This is a genomic window from Flammeovirga sp. MY04 (genome assembly GCF_001682195.2).
Lineage (GTDB): Bacteria > Bacteroidota > Bacteroidia > Cytophagales > Flammeovirgaceae > Flammeovirga > Flammeovirga yaeyamensis.
On the sequence record NZ_CP003560.2, the window covers coordinates 3,506,306 to 3,529,295 of the forward strand.

Below are 22,990 nucleotides of genomic sequence, written 5' to 3' on the forward strand. Positions count from 1 at the left end.
TTCGGGTGAGTATTCGTCTAATACCATCTTGATTTCATCCTATTTGGATCGGTTTTCATCCAATACGTTCTTGGATTTGTACAATTCGAGTTGGTGGTTGAGTTATTCGACTTGGGTTTTACGCTTCACAGGTCAGTTTTTAAGCACTTTAATTTGGTTATTATCCGATTAGATAACTGTATATCAAAAACTGATATTTATATACCCGCAATCTACATACAACTAGACCACTTTAACACATCAAAACCAATAGTTTAGCCAAAAAAAATTAAAAAGTGATGTTTATCTAACTCAAAAAATGGTTTTTAATTATTATTTACTAATTTTGTCGCATCATACACTTTAGGGGTGTTCGTTGAATCGAACTGAGAAATACCCTTTGAACCTGATGCGGTTAGTACCGACGAAGGGAAAAGTCATTTCTACTCATGCACGAATTCTGTGCATCCTCTCCTAAGGTTTATTGGTTGTATTGATTTTGAGTTATTCATTACTCATGATAGCTCTTACATTTCAAATTTTTAAAAGAAATGAATATCACTGTAAACAATAAGTCTATCACACTTCCGAGTGCATTTTCTATTGCACAGTTATTAGAACACATGAATATTTCTGTGGCTAAGGGCACTGTTGCCGTGGCCATTAATGATGAAATCGTTTCCAAGGATGTATGGGATAAGCATGCCCTTTCGGAAAACGATCATGTGACCATAGTTGCTCCTGCTCAAGGAGGTTAATTGAATTAAGAATAAATTTGAAGAATTAAGAACAACCTGATGAAATATCAGTTATCTTAAAGTTTAATTCGGTTGGAACACAAAAAACATCAAGACTTTAGTCTTGATAGTTTTTCACTCTATCAACCCATGATTTCAATCATGGGCACTAAGGTCTAAGGGCATACTAGAACAATGACTCAAAGAGCTAGAAACCAACCCGAAAAAACAACCAAGTAAATCACTAAATTCTTAATTCTTCACTCGAATAAACACTTACAAAGAATGAAAAAGCAAGACAAAATCCCTAGTCAGGACGTCATCAGCCGTGAGCCTTTCACTGGATCGAAAAAGATCTATGTAGATGGTACGATTCACAACATTAAAGTTGCGATGCGTGAAATCGAGCAAGCTGATACTAATCACAAATTCTTAAATAAGGTAGAAAAGAACCCCTCTATCACAGTTTATGATACATCAGGACCTTTCACAGATCCAGATATCGAAATTGATGTAAGAAAAGGTTTGAACAAACTACGTAAAGATTGGATCCTTGACAGAGGTGATGTAGAAGAATTACCAAAACTATCATCTGAGTATGGTATCGAACGTTTAGAAAATTCTGAATTGGATCACTTACGTTTCGAGCATATCAAAAAGCCATTAAAAGCGAAAAAAGGACAAAATGTTTCTCAAATGCACTATGCACGTAAGGGAATCATCACTCCTGAAATGGAATATATCGCTATTCGTGAGAATCAAAGAATCGAAGAGCAAGAAGGAAAATTCGGTACTCAACACCCAGGTAACAGCTTTGGTGCAAACACTCCAGTAGGTAAAATTACTCCTGAGTTTGTTCGTGATGAAGTAGCTGCAGGACGTGCCGTTATTCCTAACAACATCAACCACCCAGAATCTGAGCCAATGATTATTGGTCGTAACTTCTTGGTGAAAATCAACGCTAACATTGGTAACTCAGCGGTGACTTCATCTATCGAAGAAGAAGTAGAAAAAACAGTTTGGGCTTGCCGTTGGGGTGCTGATACAATCATGGACCTTTCTACTGGTAAGAACATCCACGAAACACGTGAGTGGGTAATCCGTAACTCTCCAGTGCCGATCGGTACTGTGCCAATTTACCAAGCATTAGAAAAAGTAAATGGTAAAGCAGAGGACTTAACTTGGGAGATTTTCCGTGATACTTTGATCGAACAAGCTGAGCAAGGTGTCGATTACTTCACTATCCACGCAGGTGTATTATTACGTTACGTTCCAATGACTGCTAAGCGTGTGACTGGTATCGTATCTCGTGGTGGTTCAATTATGGCGAAATGGTGTTTAGCTCATCACAAAGAAAACTTCTTGTACACTCACTTCGAAGAGATTTGTGAGATCATGAAAGCATACGACGTAGCCTTCTCATTAGGTGATGGTCTTCGCCCAGGTTCAATTGCTGATGCAAACGATGAACCTCAACTTTCTGAATTGAGAACATTAGGTGAGTTGACTAAAATTGCTTGGAAGCACGACGTACAGACAATCATTGAAGGTCCTGGTCACGTTCCAATGCACATGATTAAAGAAAACATGGATGCTCAGTTGCAAGACTGCTACGAAGCTCCTTTCTATACATTAGGTCCATTAACTACGGATATCGCTCCAGGTTATGACCACATTACTTCTGCAATTGGTGCTGCTCAAATTGGATGGTACGGTACTGCAATGCTTTGCTATGTAACACCAAAAGAGCACTTAGGTTTACCAAATAAAGCTGACGTAAAAGAAGGTGTAATCACTTATAAAATTGCAGCACACGCGGCTGACTTGGCAAAAGGTCACCCAGGTGCTCAATACCGTGATAACGCTATGTCAAAAGCTCGTTTTGAATTCCGTTGGGAAGATCAATTCAACTTATCGTTGGATCCTGATACTGCTCGTGAATATCATGACGAAACACTTCCTGCTGAAGGTGCTAAAGTAGCTCACTTCTGCTCGATGTGTGGACCAAACTTCTGTTCGATGAAGATCACTCAAGACGTTCGTGATTTTGCTGCTAAGCAAGAGCAAGAACAAGGCTTGAAACAGAAGTCTGAGGAATTTAAAGAATTAGGTGGTGAAATCTATCACTAAAAAATAATATGCTAGTAGGAATCACAAAGCCGACATTTTTTCATGATGAAGCTGCTCAAATCTGTTTTTGGTTAGAGCATGGCATCGATGTGATTCACATTCGAAAGCCTGAAGCTTCTATCAAAGAAATGAGAATGTTGCTTGAGGTGATTCCTACTGCTTACTTTCCTCAACTCACTTTACATCAACATCATGATTTGGTGGAAGAGTTTAATTTAGGCGGAGTTCACTTTAGAGAACCTGAAAGGATTAAGATTTCTGAAGATCAGTTAATTTATTGGAAAAATAGGGGCAAAAAGTTGAGTTCTTCTGTTCATCAAACAGAAGAGATTGTCTACATATCAGAACTTTTTGATTACCTCTTTCTGAGTCCTGTCTTTGATAGTATCTCTAAAAAAGGATATCGGTCAAACAAAGCTATTCTTAACACAATGAAAACCTCTTCGTTTTCACGTCAAATGATCGCTTTAGGAGGCATATCTCCTCAGACAATTCCAATGCTAGACGGCACTTCTTTTAATGGAGCTGCACTTTTGGGATATCTATGGGAGGATTCATCCGCTAAATTACTTTCAAAATCAACTGAATTATTAACAACATGGAGAACTTTAGACCTTTCGCTTTAAGCCTTGCTGGTTTTGATCCTTCTGGAGGAGCAGGTGTATTGTCGGATATCAAAACTTTTGAAGCACACGATGTGCAAGGGTTTGGTGTAACTACTGCAATTACCTATCAAACGGCAGAGGATTTTATTGGCATGAACTGGATGAGCGCCGATGTTGTTACCGCACAATTACTTCCGTTGATTGAGAAATATCCTTTATCGGCAATGAAAATTGGTATCGTGGAAGATTTCCATTTGATGTCCAATTGGATTGGTCTAGTAAAAGGCTTCTTCCCCACTTGTAAAATAGTACTTGATCCTGTATTGAGAGCAAGTGCCGGTTACGACTTTCATGATGAAAACACCATCAAATGGTTAGATAAAGTGTTGAACTCTATCGACTTGATTACGCCAAACTGGAAAGAAATGGAGATCTTAGCCAATGGTGGCGATGTTCTTGAAAAAGCAAAAGAGTTAAGTCAAAAAACGCATGTTTTGCTAAAAGGCGGACATCACCCTACCCATAAAGGCGACGATATTCTGTTGTATAAAGGTCAGGAGATAGTGATTGAAGGAAAGGACATTAACGCATATGAAAAACATGGTTCAGGTTGTGTGTTATCTTCAGCGATAGCAGGACAACTAGCGCATGGTAAATCTATTGAAGAGGCTTGTCGAAGAGGTAAAGATTACATCGAAAAATTTTTAGAGAGTGATCCTAGCCGCCTTGGACAACATACCGTTTTAGTCCAACATGATTAGTAAACTGCACTACATATCCACAGAAAAAAAAGACAAAAACCACCTTCAGCACATCAAAGAAGCATGTGAAGCAGGTTGTCGATGGATACAATTAAGAGCAAAGGAAGTCACCGAAGAAGAATACATCGCCTTAGGAATTGAGGCGAAAAAAATTACAGATCAGTACAACGCTGTTTTACTGATTAATGATAAACCAGAAGTAGCCAAAGCAATTGGCGCTGATGGCGTTCACGTAGGTAAAGAGGATATCTCTCCGGCAACAGCTCGAGAAATTCTAGGTGAAAATAAAATTGTTGGAGGCACTGCCAATACGATCGAAGATATTCAGCGATTGTATGATTTTGGTGTCGACTACATCGGTCTTGGTCCTTTTAGATTTACACAAACAAAGAAGAAGTTAAGCCCAATTTTAGGACTTGATGGTTACCAAAGCTTATTAGACGAATGTAAAAACAGAGGTATCGATACACCAATCATTGCCATTGGAGGTATTGAAACTGCTGATGTTAAAAGCATTTTATCGACAGGTATTTATGGAGTAGCCGTTTCTGGTTTAATTGCCAACGCAACTCAGCCAGAAAAAGTCGTTTCTGAATTGGAAGTAGAATTGGCATAGTAAAACTTTAGAAAAATGGATCAATTAGTAATTGCAGATAAAACATTCAACTCTAGATTATTTACAGGTACAGGTAAATTTATGTCTAACGAGTTGATGGAACAATCACTTTTAGCATCAGGATCAGAATTGGTGACTGTTGCATTAAAAAGAGTGGATGTTGATAATCCAGAAGATGATGTATTAGCTCATCTAAAACACGATCAGTTTAATTTATTACCTAACACTTCTGGTGCTAGAACAGCTAAAGAAGCAGTATTTGCTGCACAATTGGCTAGAGAAGCACTAGGAACCAACTGGGTAAAATTAGAAATCCACCCCGACCCAAAATACTTGATGCCAGACCCTATCGAAACGCTACAGGCGGCAGAAGAAATGGTAAAACAAGGTTTTGTGGTACTTCCATATATCCATGCAGATCCAGTTTTATGTAAACGCTTGGAAGATGTAGGATGTGCAGCGGTGATGCCTTTAGGTGCTCCAATCGGAAGTAACAAAGGTTTAAAAACTTTGGATTTCCTAGAAATCATCATAGAACAAAGTAATGTTCCTGTAGTTGTAGATGCAGGTATCGGTGCTCCATCTCACGCAGCACATGCCATGGAATTGGGTGCAGATGCAGTGCTTGTCAACACAGCGATTGCAGTTGCAGGTGATCCCGTAGCAATGGGTAAAGCATTTGGTCAAGCAGTAGAAGCAGGTCGCGCAGCACACTTAGCACAAGTGGCACAACCGAGGGTGACTGCTGAGGCAAGTTCACCGTTGACGGGATTCTTAAATCAACTGTAAGTTAGGTAGTAGGTAGCAGGTAGTAGGTAGCAGGTGCTAATAGTTCGCTCCTCATTACTTGGTACAAATTTAAATTTGCTAGAAAGTAGATGTATCACTTACTTCTTACCTTTTACCTCTTACCTTATAATGATTCTCACAGAACAAGATCTTGGTAACTACTCCCTTAGTTCCTTAGTTTCTTAGTTCCTTAGTTATAAAAATATGTACCAAGATTTATTCTATCAGCATAATTGGGACGATGTTAAAGCTAGCATCTACTCAAAAACTGCTCATGATGTAGAAAGAGCATTGGGAAAAGAGAAAAGAACTTTGGAAGACTTCAAAGCATTGATCTCCCCTGCTGCTGCTCCATATCTTGAGCAAATGGCACAATTGAGTCATCAACTCACTAAGAAGAGATTCGGTAATACGATTCAGATGTACACACCGATGTATCTTTCGAATGAGTGTCAGAATATATGTACTTACTGTGGTTTCTCTTTGGACAATAAAGTGAGAAGAAGAACTTTATCCGACGAGGAAATCATTCGTGAGGCAGAAGCGATCAGAGGAATGGGCTTTGAGCATATTCTTTTGGTTACCGGTGAGGCCAACAGAACAGTTGGAGTTCAGTATATCAAAAAAGCTATTGAATTAGTTAAACCTTACTTTTCTCATATCGCCATGGAAGTTCAACCTATGGATCAAGATGAATATGAGGAATTGATTGAAGCAGGTTTAAATACCGTATTGGTATATCAAGAGACCTACCACAAAGAGGATTATAAAAAACATCACCCGAAGGGGAAAAAATCGAATTTTGACTATAGAGTGGATACACCTGACCGATTAGGAAAAGCGGGTATTCATAAAATTGGATTAGGTGTTTTAATTGGTTTAGAAGATTGGAGAACGGATTCTTTCTTCACTGCCGCTCACCTCGATTATTTAGAAAGAACGTACTGGCAAACAAAATACTCTATCTCTTTCCCTAGATTGAGACCTTTCTCTGGTGGATTGGAACCAAAGGTGGAAATGACCGATAGAGAATTAGTTCAGCTTATCTGTGCCTACAGATTATTTGATGAAGAAGTCGAATTATCTTTATCGACCAGAGAGCATCCGATTTTCAGAGATAACATCATAAAATTGGGAATCACATCTGCAAGTGCAGGATCAAAAACCAACCCTGGCGGATATGTAGTTGAGCCAGAATCATTAGAACAATTCGAAATTTCTGACGAAAGATCAGCAGAGGAGTTTGCTGAAATGGTGAAGAGTCAAGGATACGAAGTAGTCTGGAAAGATTGGGATATGGCGTTGCAGAGATAGGTAGCAGGTAGCAGGTAGCAGGTAGCAGGTAGCAGGTAGCAGGTAGCAAAGTTAACGCTCGTTTTTAGTTAGGAGGTAGTAATTAGGAATTAGGAGTTGCTCAAACTGGCGCAAATGTTAAGCGATAGCGTCATTTGTGCCTAAAAACGTTAGAGGTCTCCCGACCTCGTGTTTTAACTAAGGAACTAAGGAACGTTACTTTGTCGATGAGTTTAAACCTAATGCAAATTATGTTACATCCCTGTCTTCAACGAGGTGGCCTTGGCCCCTCGGTACACGGACCGGTTACACAGAATGGATATACGGACCGGACACGGACTAGATACATAGACCAGACTACACAGACTAGATACATAAACCGTATACACAGACAGGGTACGCAGACTGAATCATGCTAAAATAGCAGATAATATATAAGTAGACATGTTGACAAAAGAAGAATACAAAAGATACGACAGACACATCCGTTTAAAAGAAATAGGTGTAGAAGGACAGCAAAAATTGAAAGATGCCACTGTTTTAATTATTGGAGCTGGTGGCTTGGGATGCCCAGTCTCTCAATACTTAGCAGCAGCAGGGGTTGGACATATTATTTTGGTGGATCATGACGAAGTATCGATTTCCAATCTTCAACGTCAAATTATGTTTACGACAGAGGATGTCGGAAAACCGAAAGCTGAAGTGATTCAGAAAAGGTTAAATGCCATGAATCCACATGTGAAAGTGACGACAATTCTAAAGCAATTCAATAAAGAAAATGCCTTAGAGATTATCGCTATAGCAGATATTGTAGTGGATGGTACCGACAACTTTTCTTCTCGTTATCTTATCAATGATGCTTGTGTGATTCAGAATAAGCCTTTAGTATCAGCTTCTATCCAAGGATTTGATGGGCAACTTTCTGTTTTTAATTACCAAGACGGGCCGACCTATCGTTGCATTTTTCCTAATCCTCCTTCTGCTGAAGAAGCGCCAAACTGTAATGAAATTGGAGTGGTTGGAGCGATGGTAGGTGTATTGGGGACAATGCAGGCAACAGAAGTCGTAAAACTAATCACGAATGTTGGTAAGTGTTTAAGTGGCGAGCTTTTGTTGATAAATGGCTTAAATATGAGTTTTCAAACGCTCAGATTTAAGAAAAACCCAAAAGTTGCCAACATATCCACATTGGGTGATTATAATTTTGATTTTTGTGCGGTTCCTGATGATGATATCGAAATCACTTATTCACAATTGGAGGAGTTACTCACAGAAGAGGGAACAGTGTTGGTAGATGTTAGAGAAACCTACGAAAGAGAAATTGATGATATTGGAGGTATTCACATTCCACTAGCAGACCTAGAGGATAGCATCGATGAAATTCCTACAGCTAAAAACGTAGTCTTTTATTGCCAATCTGGAAAAAGAAGTATGATGGCAGTCGATATCTTTAAAGAAAATGCCCTAAATTCTCCTAATATTTTCAGTTTAAAAGGAGGTATGGAGTTATTATAATCAAAAGCTAATATCTTTGCAGTCTGTAAATGACTGTAGCAAATGAAAGTAACCGGTTTTAGTTTTATAAAAAACGCCATTAAGTACGATTATCCTGTTCTAGAAGCAATTACATCAATTTTACCACTTTGTGATGAATTTGTTGTTGCTGTTGGTAACTGTGATGATGGAACAAGAGAACTTATAGAAAACATTGACCCAAAAATCAGAATTATTGATACAGTTTGGGACGAATCTTTAAAAACAGGCGGTAGTGTCTTAGCCGACGAAACTAACAAAGCATTTAAAGAGATTTCTAAAGACACCGATTGGTGTTTCTATATTCAAGGAGACGAAGCTCTACACGAAGACTTTATCCCTACTGTAAAAGAAGCCATGTTAAAATACAAAGACGATAAAAATGTCGATGGCTTACTTTTTAAATACAAACACTTTTATGGATCGTATGATTATATTGGTTCTTCCACTAAATGGTATCGACATGAAATTCGTGTGATTAAAAATAATCCTGAAATATATTCATACCGTGATGCACAAGGATTCAGAAAAGGAGATAACGAAAAGTTAAGGGTAAAACCTATTGATGCTTTCATTTATCATTATGGTTGGGTACGCCCTCCAGAAAAAATGATGGCTAAGCAAAGTAACTTCAGTTCATTATACAACAACGGTACACCATCAATTGAAGGTGCTGAGTTCGATTATTCTGAAATCGATTCTTTAGATCTTTTTGATGGCTCTCACCCTAAAGTGATGCATAATAGAATTCAAAAAAAGAATTGGAAATTTGATCAAGATATTAGTATCAAAAACTATTCACTTAAGGAGAAAGTAAAACAGTTTGTGATGAAACTGACAGGAGGATATATTATTGGTGAGTATAAAAATTATATTAAAATATAATTCATTCTCTTTATTTAAGGACAACCTACTTTTCATTCTTTAATCCTAACAAACAAAAACATATCTTTGCATCGTGAAAGAAAATCTAGTAATAACACCAACATATAATGAGATCGAGAATATTGAACTGATCATCAGAGCAGTTATGAATCTCGATACACCCTTCGACATGCTAATTGTAGACGATGGGTCCCCTGATGGTACAGGAGCAAAAGTAAAAGAATTGATGCAAGAATTTGATGGCCGTTTGTTTTTGGAAGAAAGAACCGAAAAAAATGGTTTAGGTACTGCATATATTCATGGCTTCAAATGGGCAATGGAAAGAGATTATCAATACGTTTATGAAATGGATGCTGATTTCTCTCATAACCCTAACGACCTACCTAAACTTTACAAAGCGTGTAAAGAAGAGGGGAACGATATGGCTGTTGGTTCTCGATACAAATCGGGAGTAAATGTAGTAAACTGGCCAATGGGAAGAGTTTTAATGTCCTATTTTGCTAGTAAATATGTTCAGTTTATTACTGGATTACCAATTAACGATACAACTGCAGGTTTTAAATGCTACACTAACAGAGTCTTAAAAACACTCCTTAATAACGATAAAATTCATTTCGTAGGGTATGCTTTCCAAATCGAAATGAAATTCAAAACCTGGAAATACGGATACAAAATTCAAGAAGTGCCGATCATCTTTACAGACCGTACTCGCGGTGAATCAAAGATGTCCACTAAAATATTTAAAGAAGCTTTCTTTGGGGTAATTTTCTTAAAAATTAGAAGTTACTTCCGAAAATTTCATCGCTATGAAAACTAAGTATGATTACATTATTGTAGGTTCAGGTCTGTTTGGAGCTGTATTCGCCTACAAAATGAATCAAGCAGGGCATAAATGTCTTGTTATTGACAAAAGAGACCACAAAGGTGGTAACATCTACTGTGAAAATGTTGAAGGCATTAATGTTCATAAATACGGACCCCATATTTTCCATACCCACAGTAAAGAAGTATGGGATTTTGTGAATCAATTTGTGGAATTCAATCATTTTAGATACTCTCCTCTAGCAAACTATAAAGGCACTTTATACAACCTGCCTTTTAACATGCACACTTTCTATCAATTTTGGGGAACACAAACTCCAGAAGAAGCAAAACAAAAAATTGAAGAACAAAAAGCAGAGTTAAACATCAAAAAGCCTCAGAATTTAGAGGAACAAGCTATTTCGTTAGTAGGAAATGATGTTTACGAACGCTTAATCAAAGGATATACTGAAAAACAAAGGGGAAGAAATGCTAAAGATCTTCCATCATTTATTATCAAAAGATTGCCGGTAAGATATACTTACGGTAACAATTACTTTAACGATAAATATCAAGGTATTCCTATTGGTGGATATAATAAATTAATTGATGGCTTATTGGAAGGTATCGATGTTCAATTGAATACGGATTACTTCGAGAACAAATCATCTTTTGATGAAATGGGTACTAAAGTGGTCTATACTGGTAAAATCGACGAGTTCTTCGATTATCAATTGGGCTATTTGAATTACAGAAGTCTTCGCTTTGAGTCGGAAACTTTAGACAAGGCGAACCATCAAGGTATAGCAGCAATAAACTATACTGAAAGAGAAGTTCCATACACTCATATTATCGAACACAAACATTTTGAGTATGGCACTCAAGATAAAACGGTAATAACTAAAGAATATCCTCAAGAGTGGGACAAAGATAAAGAGCCTTATTACCCTGTTAACGACGAAACAAATTCTTCTCTATATAATCGCTACAAAAAACTAGCGGAAGCTGAAAATAATGTAATTTTTGGTGGCCGTCTGGCTGAATACAAATATTACGATATGCATCAAGTGATTGCTTCTGCATTAAAACGAGCTGAAAAATAATTAGGTCTATGATTTTTGTAATCCATCATAAAGAATTCCCTTTCGCAAAAAATGCTACTTTTCAACCTTTACATTGTGGGAAAGAGATTTCTGATAAAGAATTATATATTTTAGGTGATAACACCGGTGATCATATTTCTGAAAAGAACAAATATGTAAACGAACTGACGGGATTGTATTGGATTTGGAAAAACTATAATTATAAAGCATCAGATTTTATTGGTATATGTCATTATAGAAGGTTTTTTAACTTCAATAAAGTAAATCTATTTCTTGATAAGTATAGAAATGCAGATACTTATAAAAAAGGTGATATTCTAAATTTTTATCACGAGAATTTGGGAGATCAGATCAAATCTGACTTAAAAAAGTACGATGTAATTCTTCCTAGAAAACAATATTGGAAACACCTTTCTATTAAATCACAATATCTAAATAGTCATCATGAGGAAGACTGGGACATCATGATAGATGTGCTATTAAATAAGTACCCTAAGTACAAGGCAACTGTAGATGAAATAGAAAATAGGATTCCAACATATTGTTATATCTACAATATGTTTATTACCAAGCCGGAAATTTTTGAACAATTTATGACTTGGATGTTTGATATCATTTTTGAAATTGAAAAGCGTATTCAATTTCGACAAGAATCATATCAAAACAGAACAATTGGCTTCTTAGCGGAAAGGTTGACAAATATTTACTTTCACCACAACGTTTATAAAGTGAAACATTACCAAATTGCTTTTATAGAAGACTAAAACTTTTAACGACATATTATTCTTAACAGGTTACTCAAATGAACACTACACAAGAGAGAAAAATATACGATTGTTTCATGTTATTCAATGAACTTGATTTACTTGAAATTAGGCTTAAGTTATACTATGAACATGTTGATCATTTTGTAATTGTTGAGTGTAATCAAAGTTTCGTTGGAAAGGAAAAAGGTTTTTGTTTTGAAGAAAATAAAGATCGATACAGTCAATTCTTAGATAAGATTATCTATATCAAACTAGAAAATGAATTAACTTCTGCGGATGCTTGGGAAAACGAGGTAACTCATAGAAATGCAATTATGAGAGGTCTTACCGAAGCAAATGATGAAGATACTATATTCATTGCCGACCTTGATGAATTTTATGATATCAAATTGTTAGATCGCAATAAGAGTTTTGATAAAATATTGAAAATAGATATCCCACATTATAACTATTTCTTTAATTATAAAACAAACTCAATTTTTGATTTAACTTTTGTCTCTAATCTTAAAGAAATCAAGAACAGTGACAAAACATTAGATCAGATCCGAAAATCATCTGATTTTGATCATATAGAGTATGATCCTAAGAATGATAAATCGGCACATATGTCTTATGTTTTCGGAAATGATATTGAAATGTATGTGTATAAATTAAAAAGCTTCTCTCACCAAGAGTTTAATAAGAAGCCTTTTATCACGCATAAGCATATCAAGCATTGCTTAAAATTCCCTACGGATTTATTCATGAGAAAAGGAATATGGATCGATTGTATCCCTCCTGAGGAGACAATGTTTGCTGATATCTATAAGGATTATCCTCATTTATTTCAAACGAAAATAGATCCCAAACCTATTAATCTATCAGAATATATTTTCGCGTTTAGAAGAAATATATACAAGAACTCGAAAAAGTTTTCAGCTAAAAAATACCAATTCTAATTGATCCAATTTCATGCAAAAAAAAATAGTTTTCAGTGTTAATGGTTTTAGTCGACGAGGAACAGAAGTCGCTATATATGATTATGCCTATTTTAATGAAACGATATTAGGTAATACATCTTATATCATTTATTCATTAGAAAATAATGCAAAGCATGAAACACATGATGATGAAGTATTCAAAAAGTTTAAAACTCAATTTGATGACCGAATGTCAGGCTATAGTTCTCATGATGATGCACAATCAATAATAGATTATATTAAACCTGATTGTATCTATTTTTTGAGAGCTGGAAAACAGGATCATGAACTATATAATGGATATCGAAATGCTATACATGTAGTATTCGATTATTACAAACCTTACGGGGACGATTACTTTTATATTTCAGAGTATTTAGCCCGCAAAAGAGGAAAATTCCGTTCTTCATATGTTCCGCATATCATTCATATGCCTGAAGTAAATACCGACTTAAGAGAAAAATTAGGAATTCCTAAAGACGCTACTGTCGTTGGAAGATATGGTGGGGCAACAACTTTTGATCTTAAATTTGTACATGAGGCGATTACAGAAGCTGTTCAAGAAGACGAAAACCTTTACATCTTGTTTGCTAACACGAATAAGTTCTTCGATCATCCTAGAGTGATACATTTAGATCCTATTTATACCTTAGAGGAAAAGGCTACATTTATCAATACTTGTGATGCCTATTTACATGCTAGATCTGAAGGTGAAACATTTGGTTTAGCCATTGCAGAATTCCATATTCTAGGAAAAAATGTACTTACTTCTAAAAGTAAAAAAGACAATGCTCATCTAGATATTTTGGGAGATGAGTGTTATTTATACCACGATAAATCTTCTTGTAAAAAACTTTTATTCAATGCTAAATCATTACCAAAGAAGAATTACGATGCCTACAAACAGTTTTCTCCAGAAAAGGTAATGCAAATTTTTAATGAAGTGGTGATTGAAGAAAATCAATATTTACCCACGGCTCAAAATCTTTATCAAAAATTTTTAAAAATGATTTTTCAATAATTTGACGAATTATTAATAAAGAAATTACTTAAATAACATGAATAATAACTGCGTTGTAGTCATCCCTATTTATAAAAAGAGCTTAACTGATCTTGAAAAAATTTCTTTACAACAAGGATTGAAAGTATTACATCAAAGAGATATTTTTTTTATAGCTCCAAAAGGGTTAGATATTTCATATTATCAATCAGTTTGTCAGGAAGACTTTAATATAAAATACTTCAATAAAAATTACTTTCAAGATATTAAAGGCTATAACCGTCTGATGGTTTCTGAGGAGTTTTACAGTGCTTTTGATGCCTATAAATTCATGCTTATTTATCAAACAGACTGCTTCATATTTAGAGATGAATTAGACGATTGGTGTAATAGGAATTATTCATATGTAGGTGCTCCATGGCCAGAAAATGATGGTTCAGATTCTATTTGGTTTAAATATGTAGGTAACGGAGGTTTTTCACTGAGAAAAATTGATGATCACCTTAAGGTATTAAACGAAACTTCATCTTTCACGAAAACACTTTTTTCTTTTGACGGCAATCGATTTAGTAGTTGGTATGCATTATTCCGATTAAGAAAAAATGATTGGTCTGTTTATAAAAACAGTGATAAAAATGAGGATATGTTTTTTGGGAAGAACTCTTCAAAATCTTTTCCTTACTTTACTGTTCCAACTCCAGATGAAGCACTTGATTTCGGAATGGAATTAAGAGCAAAAGAAGTATTTAAATATCATAACGAAAGACTTCCTATGGGTATTCATGCTTGGTGGAAGGACGATTTTGATCTTTGGAAACCCTTTATTGAAGCTGAAGGTTATTCTTTCTAGGACAGTAGCTTTTCATATAATTCAAAATAGGCCTGTGCATTCTTTTCCCAAGTAAATTGAGAAGCATAATCAATTAATTTTTGGGAATTAGCTTCTTCATTTTGAAGATGTTTAGCTAAGCCTTCATTTACTATATTAGCCATATATTGGGGATCAAAATTCTCCCAATAACATGCCATATCACCACCTACTTCTGGTAAACTTGTTAGGTTAGAACTAAAAACAGGTTTACCACAATACATTGCTTCAATTATTGGTAAGCCGAAACCTTCATATAAAGAAGGAAATAAAAAACCAGAGCAATTATGATACAAATAGTTTTTTTCTTCCGTAGTTACTTCTCCTAATAATTTCACCCTATCCTCTAATCCATGTTCGGTTATCAAAGAATTAATAGTTTCAACATATTCAGGCTTGGAGAGTTGACCTCCGATATATAAATGATAATCATCTCCTATATATTTCATCATTTCCACCAATACGTGAAAATTTTTCTTCGGCATGATTGTACCAATCGTAAAGAAGAAACGGTCTGAACTTACCTGAGAAGGTTTACTTACATTGCCTTTTTGAGGCGGTTCTACACCATTAGGGACTACAATTATTTCAGTTCCCTCCGGGATAGTCAGGTATTCTTCAACTACTTTTTTAGTGAAATTAGAGATTACAGTAATCAATGTTGCGTTATCTACATGACGCTGTAACTTTTGTAATTTCTTTGAATATATCTCTTCGGGTTCTTCGTAAACATAGTTCAAATCATGGATTGTCACTATGTTTTTCTTTCCCTTAGACACAAAGTATTTGATCATTTGATTGGTAACATGGACCAAATCAGCCGACTTATCAAAAGCTCGAATATTTTTCTTTTTTAATAAGGATAGCTTTTGAATTGAAAAATTAGAATAATCTAAATGACTTACTGACTGAGTTTCTGATACTAAAACTTCCCATTCGAATTCATCTTGTTGAATATCAAATAGCTTGTTTCCAAAATTGATGGCTACATTACCCAAGCCACAATAAGGGATCTTAAGTTTATCAAGATCAATCAGTACCTTTTTTTTCATCTTATAATTCTAACAGTTCTTTGTAAAGTTGGTGATACTTTTCAGCATTCTTTTCCCATGTAAATTGAGAGGCGTAGTCTAAGAGTTCTTTTTGCTTTTCTTCTTTATTGTCATTAAAATCTTTTAATCCATCCATTACCACTTGTGCCATGTTTAATGGATCAAAATTGTCCCAATAATACACATGGTCTTTACCTATTTCAGGAAGAGAAGTTCTATTGGAAGAGAATGTAGGCTTTTGTGCATACATAGACTCAATGATAGGTAAACCAAAACCTTCCAATAAAGAAGGGAAAAAGAACCCTTCACAATTCTTGAATAAGTATGATTTTTCTTCGTCAGAAATAGGTCCCACAAGAATCACTCTATCTTGCAAACCATTTTTCTGAATGATATCCTCTATCTTTTGAACATACTTTGCTTTTTCTGGATTACCAGCAATGTAAAGCTTGTACTTTTCGTCTATATGAGCCATCATTTCCACCAAAACATGGAAATTTTTCTTTGGCATCACCGTTCCAATAGTGAAGAAAAAAGGTGAATCATCTACTTTCACAGGTGGATTACTTTCTGGTAAAATAGGTGATTTCACACCATTGTAGATTACTTTTATAGGTTTATCTGCAGGGATATCAAGGTGTTTGGTAACAATACTTTTAGTGAATTCAGAGATTACAGTAATCACATCAGATCGATCTACTGCAGCTTGTATTTTCTTGATGGTTGCTTGTGATTGCTGTTCACTTTTTTCTTCCAAAAAGTTTAAATCATGAATAGTATAAATACTCTTTTTAGAGTGATCTGCCTTGTAATTGATTATTTGATGTGTAAGATGGAATAAGTCAATATCTTCATCCACTGCTTTTACTCCATTTTTGGTAAAAAGATCATGTATTCTAAATAATATCCCGCTTTTATTTAGAATAAACTTTTTCCTATCCTTAGAAGACAAAAGGAATTCCCATTGAATTGAGTCATCCTCTATTTGTGTAAGCTGATTAGAGAAATTAATACTTACCTGTCCTAAACCACAATTTGGATATTTAAGGCGTTCAAAATCGACTAATACTCGTTTCTTATTCGAATAGTATTTGTTTTTATAATTCAGTTCGTAAAGCTTGAAGTATTTAAAAAATACATCAATACCAATATATGAAGAGATTAAAAAACCCCTCCAACCAAACATAAATCCACTCTTAAGGAAGTAACTTCTAAAAAAGGCAAACAATGCTTTAAGAGGTATCATTGCTGCTGAAACCTTTTTCTCACCAGCATTTTGTTTAGCATATAAGCCTGTGTAGAGTTGCATCTTAGTGATGATCTCATCAACAGAAGTATAAGATTCGTGCAACAATACACCTTTGAATATAAATCTATTTAAACCTTTTGTTTCAATAGTCTCATGAACTTCCGCATTGGTAAATTGAGTCACTTTTCTGTTATAAAGACGAGTGACATATTCATTTCCCCAATCCGTTCCTGAAATTACTTTTCCTAAGTATTCATTTGATCGATGAATAACTCCAACAGTATCTGTTTTATTTAGATCAAAATTCCTAATCTCTCCAAGTAATTGCTCATCAGGAACTTCATCAGAATCTATAGAAAAAACCCAATCATTTGATGCGTAAGAGGCAGCCTTATTCTTTAATGGTCCAAATCCAATAAATTCAGAATGAAATACCTTAACGTTGTTATACATTGCGGCTATTTCTAAAGATTTATCAGTTGATCCATTATCAAGAATAACAACTTCTTCAAATAATTCGAGAGAGTTTAAGGTGGTGATCAAAGAATTTTCAGCATTCTTTAATATCATCACCGCAGATATGTTTGTTATTTTGCCGTTCATCTATTGCGTATATTCCTGCATCTCTTGAAGTTTTTTATACACACCGTCTTCTTTACTCATCAAATCAATGTGCGTTCCTTCTTCAATGACATTACCTTCCTTGATCACCAAAATATTATCTGCCTCTTGAATTGTAGACAATCTATGGGCAATTACTAATACAGTTCTACCTTTCATTAAATGCTGTATAGCATCTTGTACCAATTTTTCTGATTCTGTATCTAAAGCAGATGTTGCTTCATCTAGAATTAGAATTTCAGGATTTTTTAATATTGCTCTCGCAATACTTAAACGCTGACGTTGACCACCAGATAATTTAGAACCTCTATCTCCAATGATTGTTTCATAACCATTATCTGTTTTCTCAATAAATTCGTGAGCGTTTGCAATTTTGGCTGCTTTAATTACTTCTTCTAAAGTTGTTTCGGCACCAAATGCAATGTTATTGTAGATAGTATCGTTGAACAAGATTGATTCCTGAGTAACAATACCCATATGTTCTCTTAAACTATTCAATGAATAGTCTTTAATATCGTGACCATCGATCAATACTTTTCCATCTCTTGGATCGTAAAAACGAGGAATTAGATCGGCGATCGTAGATTTACCACCACCTGATGGCCCCACTAACGCTAACATTTGCCCTTTCTTTAAATTGAAGTTGATTCCTTTTAAGACATCATTATCTTCATAGGCAAAACGTACATTTTCAAAAGTAATTTCTTTATCAAAGGTATTTAATGTTTTAGGATTCTCTTTATCCTTAATTTTGGACTCGGCATCCAATAATTCAAAAATTCTTTCTGTAGCAGCAATACCACGTTGAATACTTGAGATGTTACCCGAAATTGCTTTTACAGGGTTCAATACTTGTGTAAATAATACCAAGTAAGCCATAAATTCTGAAGCCGATAAAGACGGATCATCAGAAAGTACGATGGTACCTCCTAAATAAAGTAAAACACCTACGAACATTACGCCCATTGCTTCTGAAAGTGGAGAAGCTAATTCTCTTTTTGAAGCAAACTTTGTGTATTCCTGAACGTAACCTTGGTTACTCTTCTCAAAAGACTTTGATACATATTTATCAGCATTAAAACCTTTCACTACTCTCATACCCACAATTGTCTCGTCTAAAACACCAAGTAAATTACCAGTGATTTCTTGAAGGTTATGAGATACTGATCTTAGTTTTCGTGAGATTAAACCAATTGAAATACCCGATAATGGTAAAATCATGAATACGAACAAAGTCATCTTAGGTGATAAGTAGACCAATGTTCCAAAGAAAAAGATCAACATTACTGGATCTTTGATAAAAGTAACAATTGAACCAAATGCTACCTCTGTTTCACCAACATCTGTTGTTGAACGTGCAATGATGTCACTTTTTCTATTGTTCGTTAAATATCCAATATCTAAAGAAAGTACTTTCTTAAAAATCTTTGTTCTTAGGTTCGCTACAGCGTTTCTTCTGTAAGCTTCCGCCATTCGTCTTTCTATATATCTAAATATGTTAGTAGCAAAAGAGGCGATAATTGTAAAACCACAAATCAACATCAAAGCACTTAACTTACCATGTTCCAACATCAAAGTACCAAACTCTTGATACATATAATCTTTTAGGAAAGTAACATCAAATTGAAATTGGTCTAGTGTTAATGGTGTTTCAGGAATTTCGAATGAAGTCTCACTATTAAATAGCATATCCAATAATGGAATCATCATAGTAAAATTCAACAAACTGAACAAACTCATTAATAATGTTACAGCAATATAAGGAATCATAAAACCGCTAAAATTACCGGTTATTTTGATTAATCGTTGGTAAATTTTCATATGCTCTTTGAGCTTTCTTTTCTTTGATTTTAAACTTTCACAAAGGTAAGGATTGAATCGATAACCTAAACACCACTACATATAATAAAACTATAATTCGAGTGATTTCGAATGAATAGGTAAGATTTACCCCTTTTATGTGACAAATGAAAAGGGATTATATACAATTCAATAATTTTTGTATTTTTGAAAGTAGCATTTATAATAATATGGAACATCGAGTTGCACTTGTTATCGGAGGAACTGGTTTGATTGGAACATCGCTGATCGAACAACTCATTGATGATGAAAATTATTCTAAAATCATCTCTATTGCCAGACGTCCTTTAGGAAAACCACACCCAAAAGTTTCTGAGGTGATCACGCATTTGGAGAATATTGATACATTAGAAATAAAAGAAGAGATTAATGATGCCTTCTGTTGTTTAGGAACAACTATGAAAAAAGCAGGGTCAAAAGAGGCTTTTTATAAAGTGGATCACGATTATGTTCTTGCCTTTGCTGATTTATCAAAAAAGCTAAATGTACACTCATTTAATGTGATTACTGCAATGGGTAGTAATAAGAATTCAAAAGTCTATTACAATAAAGTAAAAGGTGAAGTACAAGATCATCTAATTAAGTTAGACTTTGATGTACTAAATATTTACCAACCTTCGTTATTACTTGGAGAAAGAGATGAAAATCGTTTAGGTGAGGATGTAGGTAAGATTCTTAACAAAGTACTACGTCCTATTATCCCCAAAAAATATCAAGGAATTGATGGAAGTAAAGTTGCAAAAAGTATGATTAAAACAGCTTTAGAGTCTAATAAAAAACTCAATATTCTTACTTCCGATCAACTTCAATCTTTAGGTCAATAGACATACATATTCATCGTTTGTTATTTAACTTTCTTTCTACTATCACTTTTTAGTTTCTATTTTTTTATGAACTATTACAACAGCGGTCTGAAACTACTAATTACTTCTATAATTACCCTTGTAGTTACATTTTCTGTGTCAGCACAAAATAAGGTGAATAAAAACTTTGCTCCCTCCACGGATAAGCATTGGGCCTTGACCATTTTTGGCGGATGGGGAAATTATTTTGGAGACCTCACTCCTTCCCGTTCTCCTTTTTCTACTCAGTGGAATATGAAAGGAGGTAGCTTTGGTACAGCCTTAGAAAAAAGGTTAACTCATCGTTTCTCCGTTCGTGCAGAAGCAAGTTGGACCCGAATCAACGGCGATGACGCACAAACAGCAGAAATAGGCTCTTTTGAATACAATAGAAATTTACATTTCAGAAACGATCTATTTCAGTTATCTGGTTTGGTTCAAATAGATATTCTCCCTCATACAGGTCACTTTTCACAAAGACGTTTGGTTTCCCCCTATGTAGTAACAGGAGCAACTTTGCTTTTTCATACTCCAGAAGGTATGACCACCATGCAATATGGAAATACTTGGGTGGATTTAAGACCACTAGGCACAGAAGGACAAGGAAAACAAAATACAAGACCACTTTACGGAACTTCTGCATTGGCCATCCCTTTTGGTATTGGTGCTAATTTTAAAATCAACGAACGACTAGATCTTGGCGTTGAATGGATGGCTCGGTTTACCTCAACAGATTACTTGGACGATGTCAGTAGATCTTATGTTGGTGATGTTCATTTCGGGAATAATCAAGTAGCAGCTGCAATGGCTGATCGCTCAAGAGAAAGTATTGCAGTACTTACAGGTCAACCTAGGGTAGTTCCTGATCAAAGATTTAGCCCTGGTGACAAAAGAGGAAGTAATAATACAAATGATGGTTATAGCACTGTTTCGTTTCGTCTAAAGTATATATTATCAAAAAATAAGGCTCCTAAAGATTTATCTTGGCTGCATAAAAGCAACGAAACTTATATTCCTATGTCGATGAATAGGAGTAAAAGATCTAGAAAGTCATCATCAAGAAATAATTCTGAATTTTCGAAGTACAAAGATCGCTATTCAATTCAAAATCTAGCTATCAATACAGAAGGCTCTGAAAAGTCTCCTAACTTCTATTATGGTGGAATCATTTATGCCACGGATAGAAACGATAGAAAACATTTCAATAAAAGAAGTAGAAAGTCATATTACAATCTTTACTATGCGCCTTTGCACGATTTATACAGAAATGAGCAAACACGTCCCGTAAACATTGACACTACTTTCTTAAGCAAATTCCATCATCATTCTGCCTTTCAAATTAATGATGAGCAGGTAATCGCAACTATGTATTCAGCTGACTTACCAAATACAGAAGTAGCTCAACACAAGCTATTTTTGATGGATATTTTAGGTGAAAACGTATGGAAAGAAAGTAAAGAACTACCTTTTAATAACGAACATTACTCTATCTCCGAGCCTACTTTTAGCAAAGACGGTAACTTAATGTACTTTGTATCTGATATGGATGGAGGCTATGGTGGTACAGATATTTATGTGAGTTATTTATATAAAGGTCAGTGGACTTACCCCATTAATGCAGGTCCAGTGGTTAATAGTGAAGGTGATGAAGTTAGTCCATTTATACATCAAGATGGTACTTTATATTTCGCTTCTGATGGTCATGATGGAATGGGTGGCTTAGATGTTTATGAATGTATCATGAAAGATGGGCAGCCATTTGATATCGCCAACTTAGGTGAACCAATCAATTCTGAATACGATGATTATGGTTTGATCTTAAATACAGTAAAGAGAGTTGGATATTTTACTTCTAATAGATTAGGCGGTAAAGGTGGCAACGATATTTATCAGTTAAATGTAAAAGAAATAAATGTTTCCAGATTACTAACTGATGATCATAAAAACTTATTTGTTGTCGAAGAGATGAAACTGAAAGGAAAAGTCATTTCTAAAGACACCAAATCTCCTCTAGCTAAAATAATGGTCAGCTTAAAAAATAAAGAGACCAAAGCCTTAGTGACCAAAAGAACAGATAATAACGGTTACTTTGAATTTAATATTTCTAACGAATCCAATTACGAGATATTCCCATCAGCATTTGGTTATAAACGTATGAAGGCAACTGAAATATCTACAGTAGGTATATTTGGTGTCGGCGAAATTGATCAGACATTAGTGATTGAACCTTTAGAGAAAAAGGTAAAACTATATGGCAAAGTAACCAATAAAGAAACGGGCGAAGTGCTTAGAAATATAGAGCTAGTGATTATATCTCCTAACGAAGAACAAAACTTATATGTAAAATCCGATAATGAAGGAAATTACAAATTAGAAATCGATAAGAATAAGCGTTATTTCTTCTTTGTCGAAGAAGATGGATTTGAGAAAAAGAATTATGCTATTCCTGATCTTTCTAAATTTAGAACGGTGAAAACGATGAAGTATAATATTAAGTTGGCGCCGAAAAAATAAAGCTAAAAAAGCCTATCATTTTTCAT

The 22,990-nt window shown here is 34.9% G+C and carries 20 protein-coding genes and 1 riboswitch; of the genes, 17 read left to right on the plus strand and 3 right to left on the minus strand.

Translation table 11 applies throughout. The annotated features are described in order from the left end of the window. The first annotated feature begins 334 nt into the window (after positions 1–334). Positions 335–429: riboswitch (TPP riboswitch) on the plus strand. Positions 430–530: 101 nt separating this feature from the next. The 15 genes from thiS (at position 531) to MY04_RS14055 (ending at position 14,808) form a co-directional block, all read left to right on the plus strand. Further along, entirely contained in the window at positions 531–737 is a 207-nt protein-coding gene (gene thiS / locus MY04_RS13985; RefSeq protein WP_066210493.1) for a sulfur carrier protein ThiS, read from the plus strand. A 264-nt stretch (positions 738–1,001) separates the two neighbouring features. Then, positions 1,002–2,846 (plus strand): phosphomethylpyrimidine synthase ThiC, encoded by a 1,845-nt coding sequence (gene thiC / locus MY04_RS13990; RefSeq protein WP_066210495.1) that lies wholly within the window; start codon positions 1,002–1,004, stop codon positions 2,844–2,846. 8 nt (positions 2,847–2,854) lie between these two features. Continuing rightward, the gene (locus MY04_RS13995; protein WP_066210497.1) at positions 2,855–3,472 is read left to right on the plus strand and encodes a thiamine phosphate synthase; all 618 of its coding nucleotides are present in this window, start codon (positions 2,855–2,857) and stop codon (positions 3,470–3,472) included. Continuing rightward, positions 3,445–4,212 carry a hydroxymethylpyrimidine/phosphomethylpyrimidine kinase gene (locus MY04_RS14000; protein ID WP_066210499.1) on the plus strand — a complete coding sequence of 256 codons (768 nt, stop codon included), beginning with the start codon at positions 3,445–3,447 and terminating at the stop codon, positions 4,210–4,212. The genes MY04_RS13995 and MY04_RS14000 overlap by 28 nt, the downstream gene beginning before the upstream one ends. Next, positions 4,205–4,828, plus strand: a complete 624-nt coding sequence (locus tag MY04_RS14005; RefSeq protein ID WP_066210501.1) for a thiamine phosphate synthase — start codon at positions 4,205–4,207, stop codon at positions 4,826–4,828. Before MY04_RS14000 ends, MY04_RS14005 begins: the two co-directional genes overlap by 8 nt. A 15-nt stretch (positions 4,829–4,843) precedes the next feature. Further along, complete coding sequence (locus MY04_RS14010; protein WP_066210502.1) at positions 4,844–5,617, plus strand: thiazole synthase; 774 nt, start codon at positions 4,844–4,846, stop codon at positions 5,615–5,617. Between the two features lie 204 nt (positions 5,618–5,821). Then, a complete protein-coding gene (gene thiH, locus MY04_RS14015) occupies positions 5,822–6,931 on the plus strand; it encodes a 2-iminoacetate synthase ThiH (RefSeq protein ID WP_066210504.1) in 1,110 nt (369 codons plus the stop codon). Between the two features lie 423 nt (positions 6,932–7,354). Then, entirely contained in the window at positions 7,355–8,425 is a 1,071-nt protein-coding gene (moeB, locus tag MY04_RS14020) for a HesA/MoeB/ThiF family protein (protein WP_066210506.1), read from the plus strand. A 42-nt stretch (positions 8,426–8,467) separates the two neighbouring features. Further along, a complete protein-coding gene (locus tag MY04_RS14025) occupies positions 8,468–9,328 on the plus strand; it encodes a glycosyl transferase (RefSeq protein WP_066210508.1) in 861 nt (286 codons plus the stop codon). A gap of 73 nt (positions 9,329–9,401) precedes the next feature. Beyond that, a complete protein-coding gene (locus tag MY04_RS14030) occupies positions 9,402–10,145 on the plus strand; it encodes a polyprenol monophosphomannose synthase (protein WP_066210510.1) in 744 nt (247 codons plus the stop codon). Further along, positions 10,135–11,232, plus strand: a complete 1,098-nt coding sequence (gene glf / locus MY04_RS14035) for a UDP-galactopyranose mutase (RefSeq protein WP_066210512.1) — start codon at positions 10,135–10,137, stop codon at positions 11,230–11,232. The genes MY04_RS14030 and glf overlap by 11 nt, the downstream gene beginning before the upstream one ends. An 8-nt stretch (positions 11,233–11,240) precedes the next feature. After that, the gene (locus MY04_RS14040) at positions 11,241–11,996 is read left to right on the plus strand and encodes a DUF4422 domain-containing protein (protein WP_066210514.1); all 756 of its coding nucleotides are present in this window, start codon (positions 11,241–11,243) and stop codon (positions 11,994–11,996) included. 38 nt (positions 11,997–12,034) lie between these two features. Continuing rightward, positions 12,035–12,937 carry a hypothetical protein gene (locus tag MY04_RS14045; RefSeq protein ID WP_084005887.1) on the plus strand — a complete coding sequence of 301 codons (903 nt, stop codon included), beginning with the start codon at positions 12,035–12,037 and terminating at the stop codon, positions 12,935–12,937. Between the two features lie 13 nt (positions 12,938–12,950). Next, entirely contained in the window at positions 12,951–13,979 is a 1,029-nt protein-coding gene (locus tag MY04_RS14050; RefSeq protein ID WP_066210519.1) for a glycosyltransferase, read from the plus strand. Between the two features lie 37 nt (positions 13,980–14,016). Then, positions 14,017–14,808, plus strand: a complete 792-nt coding sequence (locus MY04_RS14055) for a DUF5672 family protein (RefSeq protein WP_066210521.1) — start codon at positions 14,017–14,019, stop codon at positions 14,806–14,808. On the opposite strand, the gene MY04_RS14060 is transcribed toward MY04_RS14055, so the two are convergent. From MY04_RS14060 to MY04_RS14070, 3 genes are read right to left on the minus strand one after another with little or no spacing between them, the layout of a single operon-like run. Then, entirely contained in the window at positions 14,805–15,878 is a 1,074-nt protein-coding gene (locus MY04_RS14060) for a glycosyltransferase family 4 protein (RefSeq protein ID WP_084005888.1), read from the minus strand. The two genes, MY04_RS14055 and MY04_RS14060, sit on opposite strands and share 4 nt — an antisense overlap. A gap of 1 nt (position 15,879) precedes the next feature. Beyond that, positions 15,880–17,730, minus strand: coding sequence for a glycosyltransferase (locus tag MY04_RS14065; protein ID WP_066210522.1), 1,851 nt, complete (start codon positions 17,728–17,730; stop codon positions 15,880–15,882). Then, entirely contained in the window at positions 17,731–19,569 is a 1,839-nt protein-coding gene (locus tag MY04_RS14070) for an ABC transporter ATP-binding protein (protein ID WP_066210524.1), read from the minus strand. Between the two features lie 209 nt (positions 19,570–19,778). Here MY04_RS14070 and MY04_RS14075 point away from each other — a divergent pair, with 209 nt between their 5' ends. Together MY04_RS14075 and MY04_RS14080 are read left to right on the plus strand one after the other, a co-directional pair. Next, positions 19,779–20,432 (plus strand): NAD-dependent epimerase/dehydratase family protein, encoded by a 654-nt coding sequence (locus MY04_RS14075; protein WP_066210526.1) that lies wholly within the window; start codon positions 19,779–19,781, stop codon positions 20,430–20,432. Between the two features lie 66 nt (positions 20,433–20,498). Further along, positions 20,499–22,964 carry a DUF6089 family protein gene (locus MY04_RS14080; RefSeq protein WP_084005889.1) on the plus strand — a complete coding sequence of 822 codons (2,466 nt, stop codon included), beginning with the start codon at positions 20,499–20,501 and terminating at the stop codon, positions 22,962–22,964. Positions 22,965–22,990: the final 26 nt, after the last annotated feature.

Excerpts from the sequence above, each read along its gene's own strand:
- thiS (WP_066210493.1), top strand. The coding sequence starts at position 531 with ATGAATATCACTGTAAACAATAAGTCTATCACACTTCCGAGTGCATTT.
- thiC (WP_066210495.1), top strand. The coding sequence starts at position 1,002 with ATGAAAAAGCAAGACAAAATCCCTAGTCAGGACGTCATCAGCCGTGAG.
- MY04_RS13995 (WP_066210497.1), top strand. The coding sequence starts at position 2,855 with ATGCTAGTAGGAATCACAAAGCCGACATTTTTTCATGATGAAGCTGCT.
- MY04_RS14000 (WP_066210499.1), top strand. The coding sequence starts at position 3,445 with ATGGAGAACTTTAGACCTTTCGCTTTAAGCCTTGCTGGTTTTGATCCT.
- MY04_RS14005 (WP_066210501.1), top strand. The coding sequence starts at position 4,205 with ATGATTAGTAAACTGCACTACATATCCACAGAAAAAAAAGACAAAAAC.
- MY04_RS14010 (WP_066210502.1), top strand. The coding sequence starts at position 4,844 with ATGGATCAATTAGTAATTGCAGATAAAACATTCAACTCTAGATTATTT.
- thiH (WP_066210504.1), top strand. The coding sequence starts at position 5,822 with ATGTACCAAGATTTATTCTATCAGCATAATTGGGACGATGTTAAAGCT.
- moeB (WP_066210506.1), top strand. The coding sequence starts at position 7,355 with ATGTTGACAAAAGAAGAATACAAAAGATACGACAGACACATCCGTTTA.
- MY04_RS14025 (WP_066210508.1), top strand. The coding sequence starts at position 8,468 with ATGAAAGTAACCGGTTTTAGTTTTATAAAAAACGCCATTAAGTACGAT.
- glf (WP_066210512.1), top strand. The coding sequence starts at position 10,135 with ATGAAAACTAAGTATGATTACATTATTGTAGGTTCAGGTCTGTTTGGA.
- MY04_RS14040 (WP_066210514.1), top strand. The coding sequence starts at position 11,241 with ATGATTTTTGTAATCCATCATAAAGAATTCCCTTTCGCAAAAAATGCT.
- MY04_RS14045 (WP_084005887.1), top strand. The coding sequence starts at position 12,035 with ATGAACACTACACAAGAGAGAAAAATATACGATTGTTTCATGTTATTC.
- MY04_RS14050 (WP_066210519.1), top strand. The coding sequence starts at position 12,951 with ATGCAAAAAAAAATAGTTTTCAGTGTTAATGGTTTTAGTCGACGAGGA.
- MY04_RS14055 (WP_066210521.1), top strand. The coding sequence starts at position 14,017 with ATGAATAATAACTGCGTTGTAGTCATCCCTATTTATAAAAAGAGCTTA.
- MY04_RS14060 (WP_084005888.1), bottom strand. The coding sequence starts at position 15,878 with ATGAAAAAAAAGGTACTGATTGATCTTGATAAACTTAAGATCCCTTAT.
- MY04_RS14065 (WP_066210522.1), bottom strand. The coding sequence starts at position 17,730 with ATGAACGGCAAAATAACAAACATATCTGCGGTGATGATATTAAAGAAT.
- MY04_RS14070 (WP_066210524.1), bottom strand. The coding sequence starts at position 19,569 with ATGAAAATTTACCAACGATTAATCAAAATAACCGGTAATTTTAGCGGT.
- MY04_RS14075 (WP_066210526.1), top strand. The coding sequence starts at position 19,779 with ATGGAACATCGAGTTGCACTTGTTATCGGAGGAACTGGTTTGATTGGA.
- MY04_RS14080 (WP_084005889.1), top strand. The coding sequence starts at position 20,499 with ATGAACTATTACAACAGCGGTCTGAAACTACTAATTACTTCTATAATT.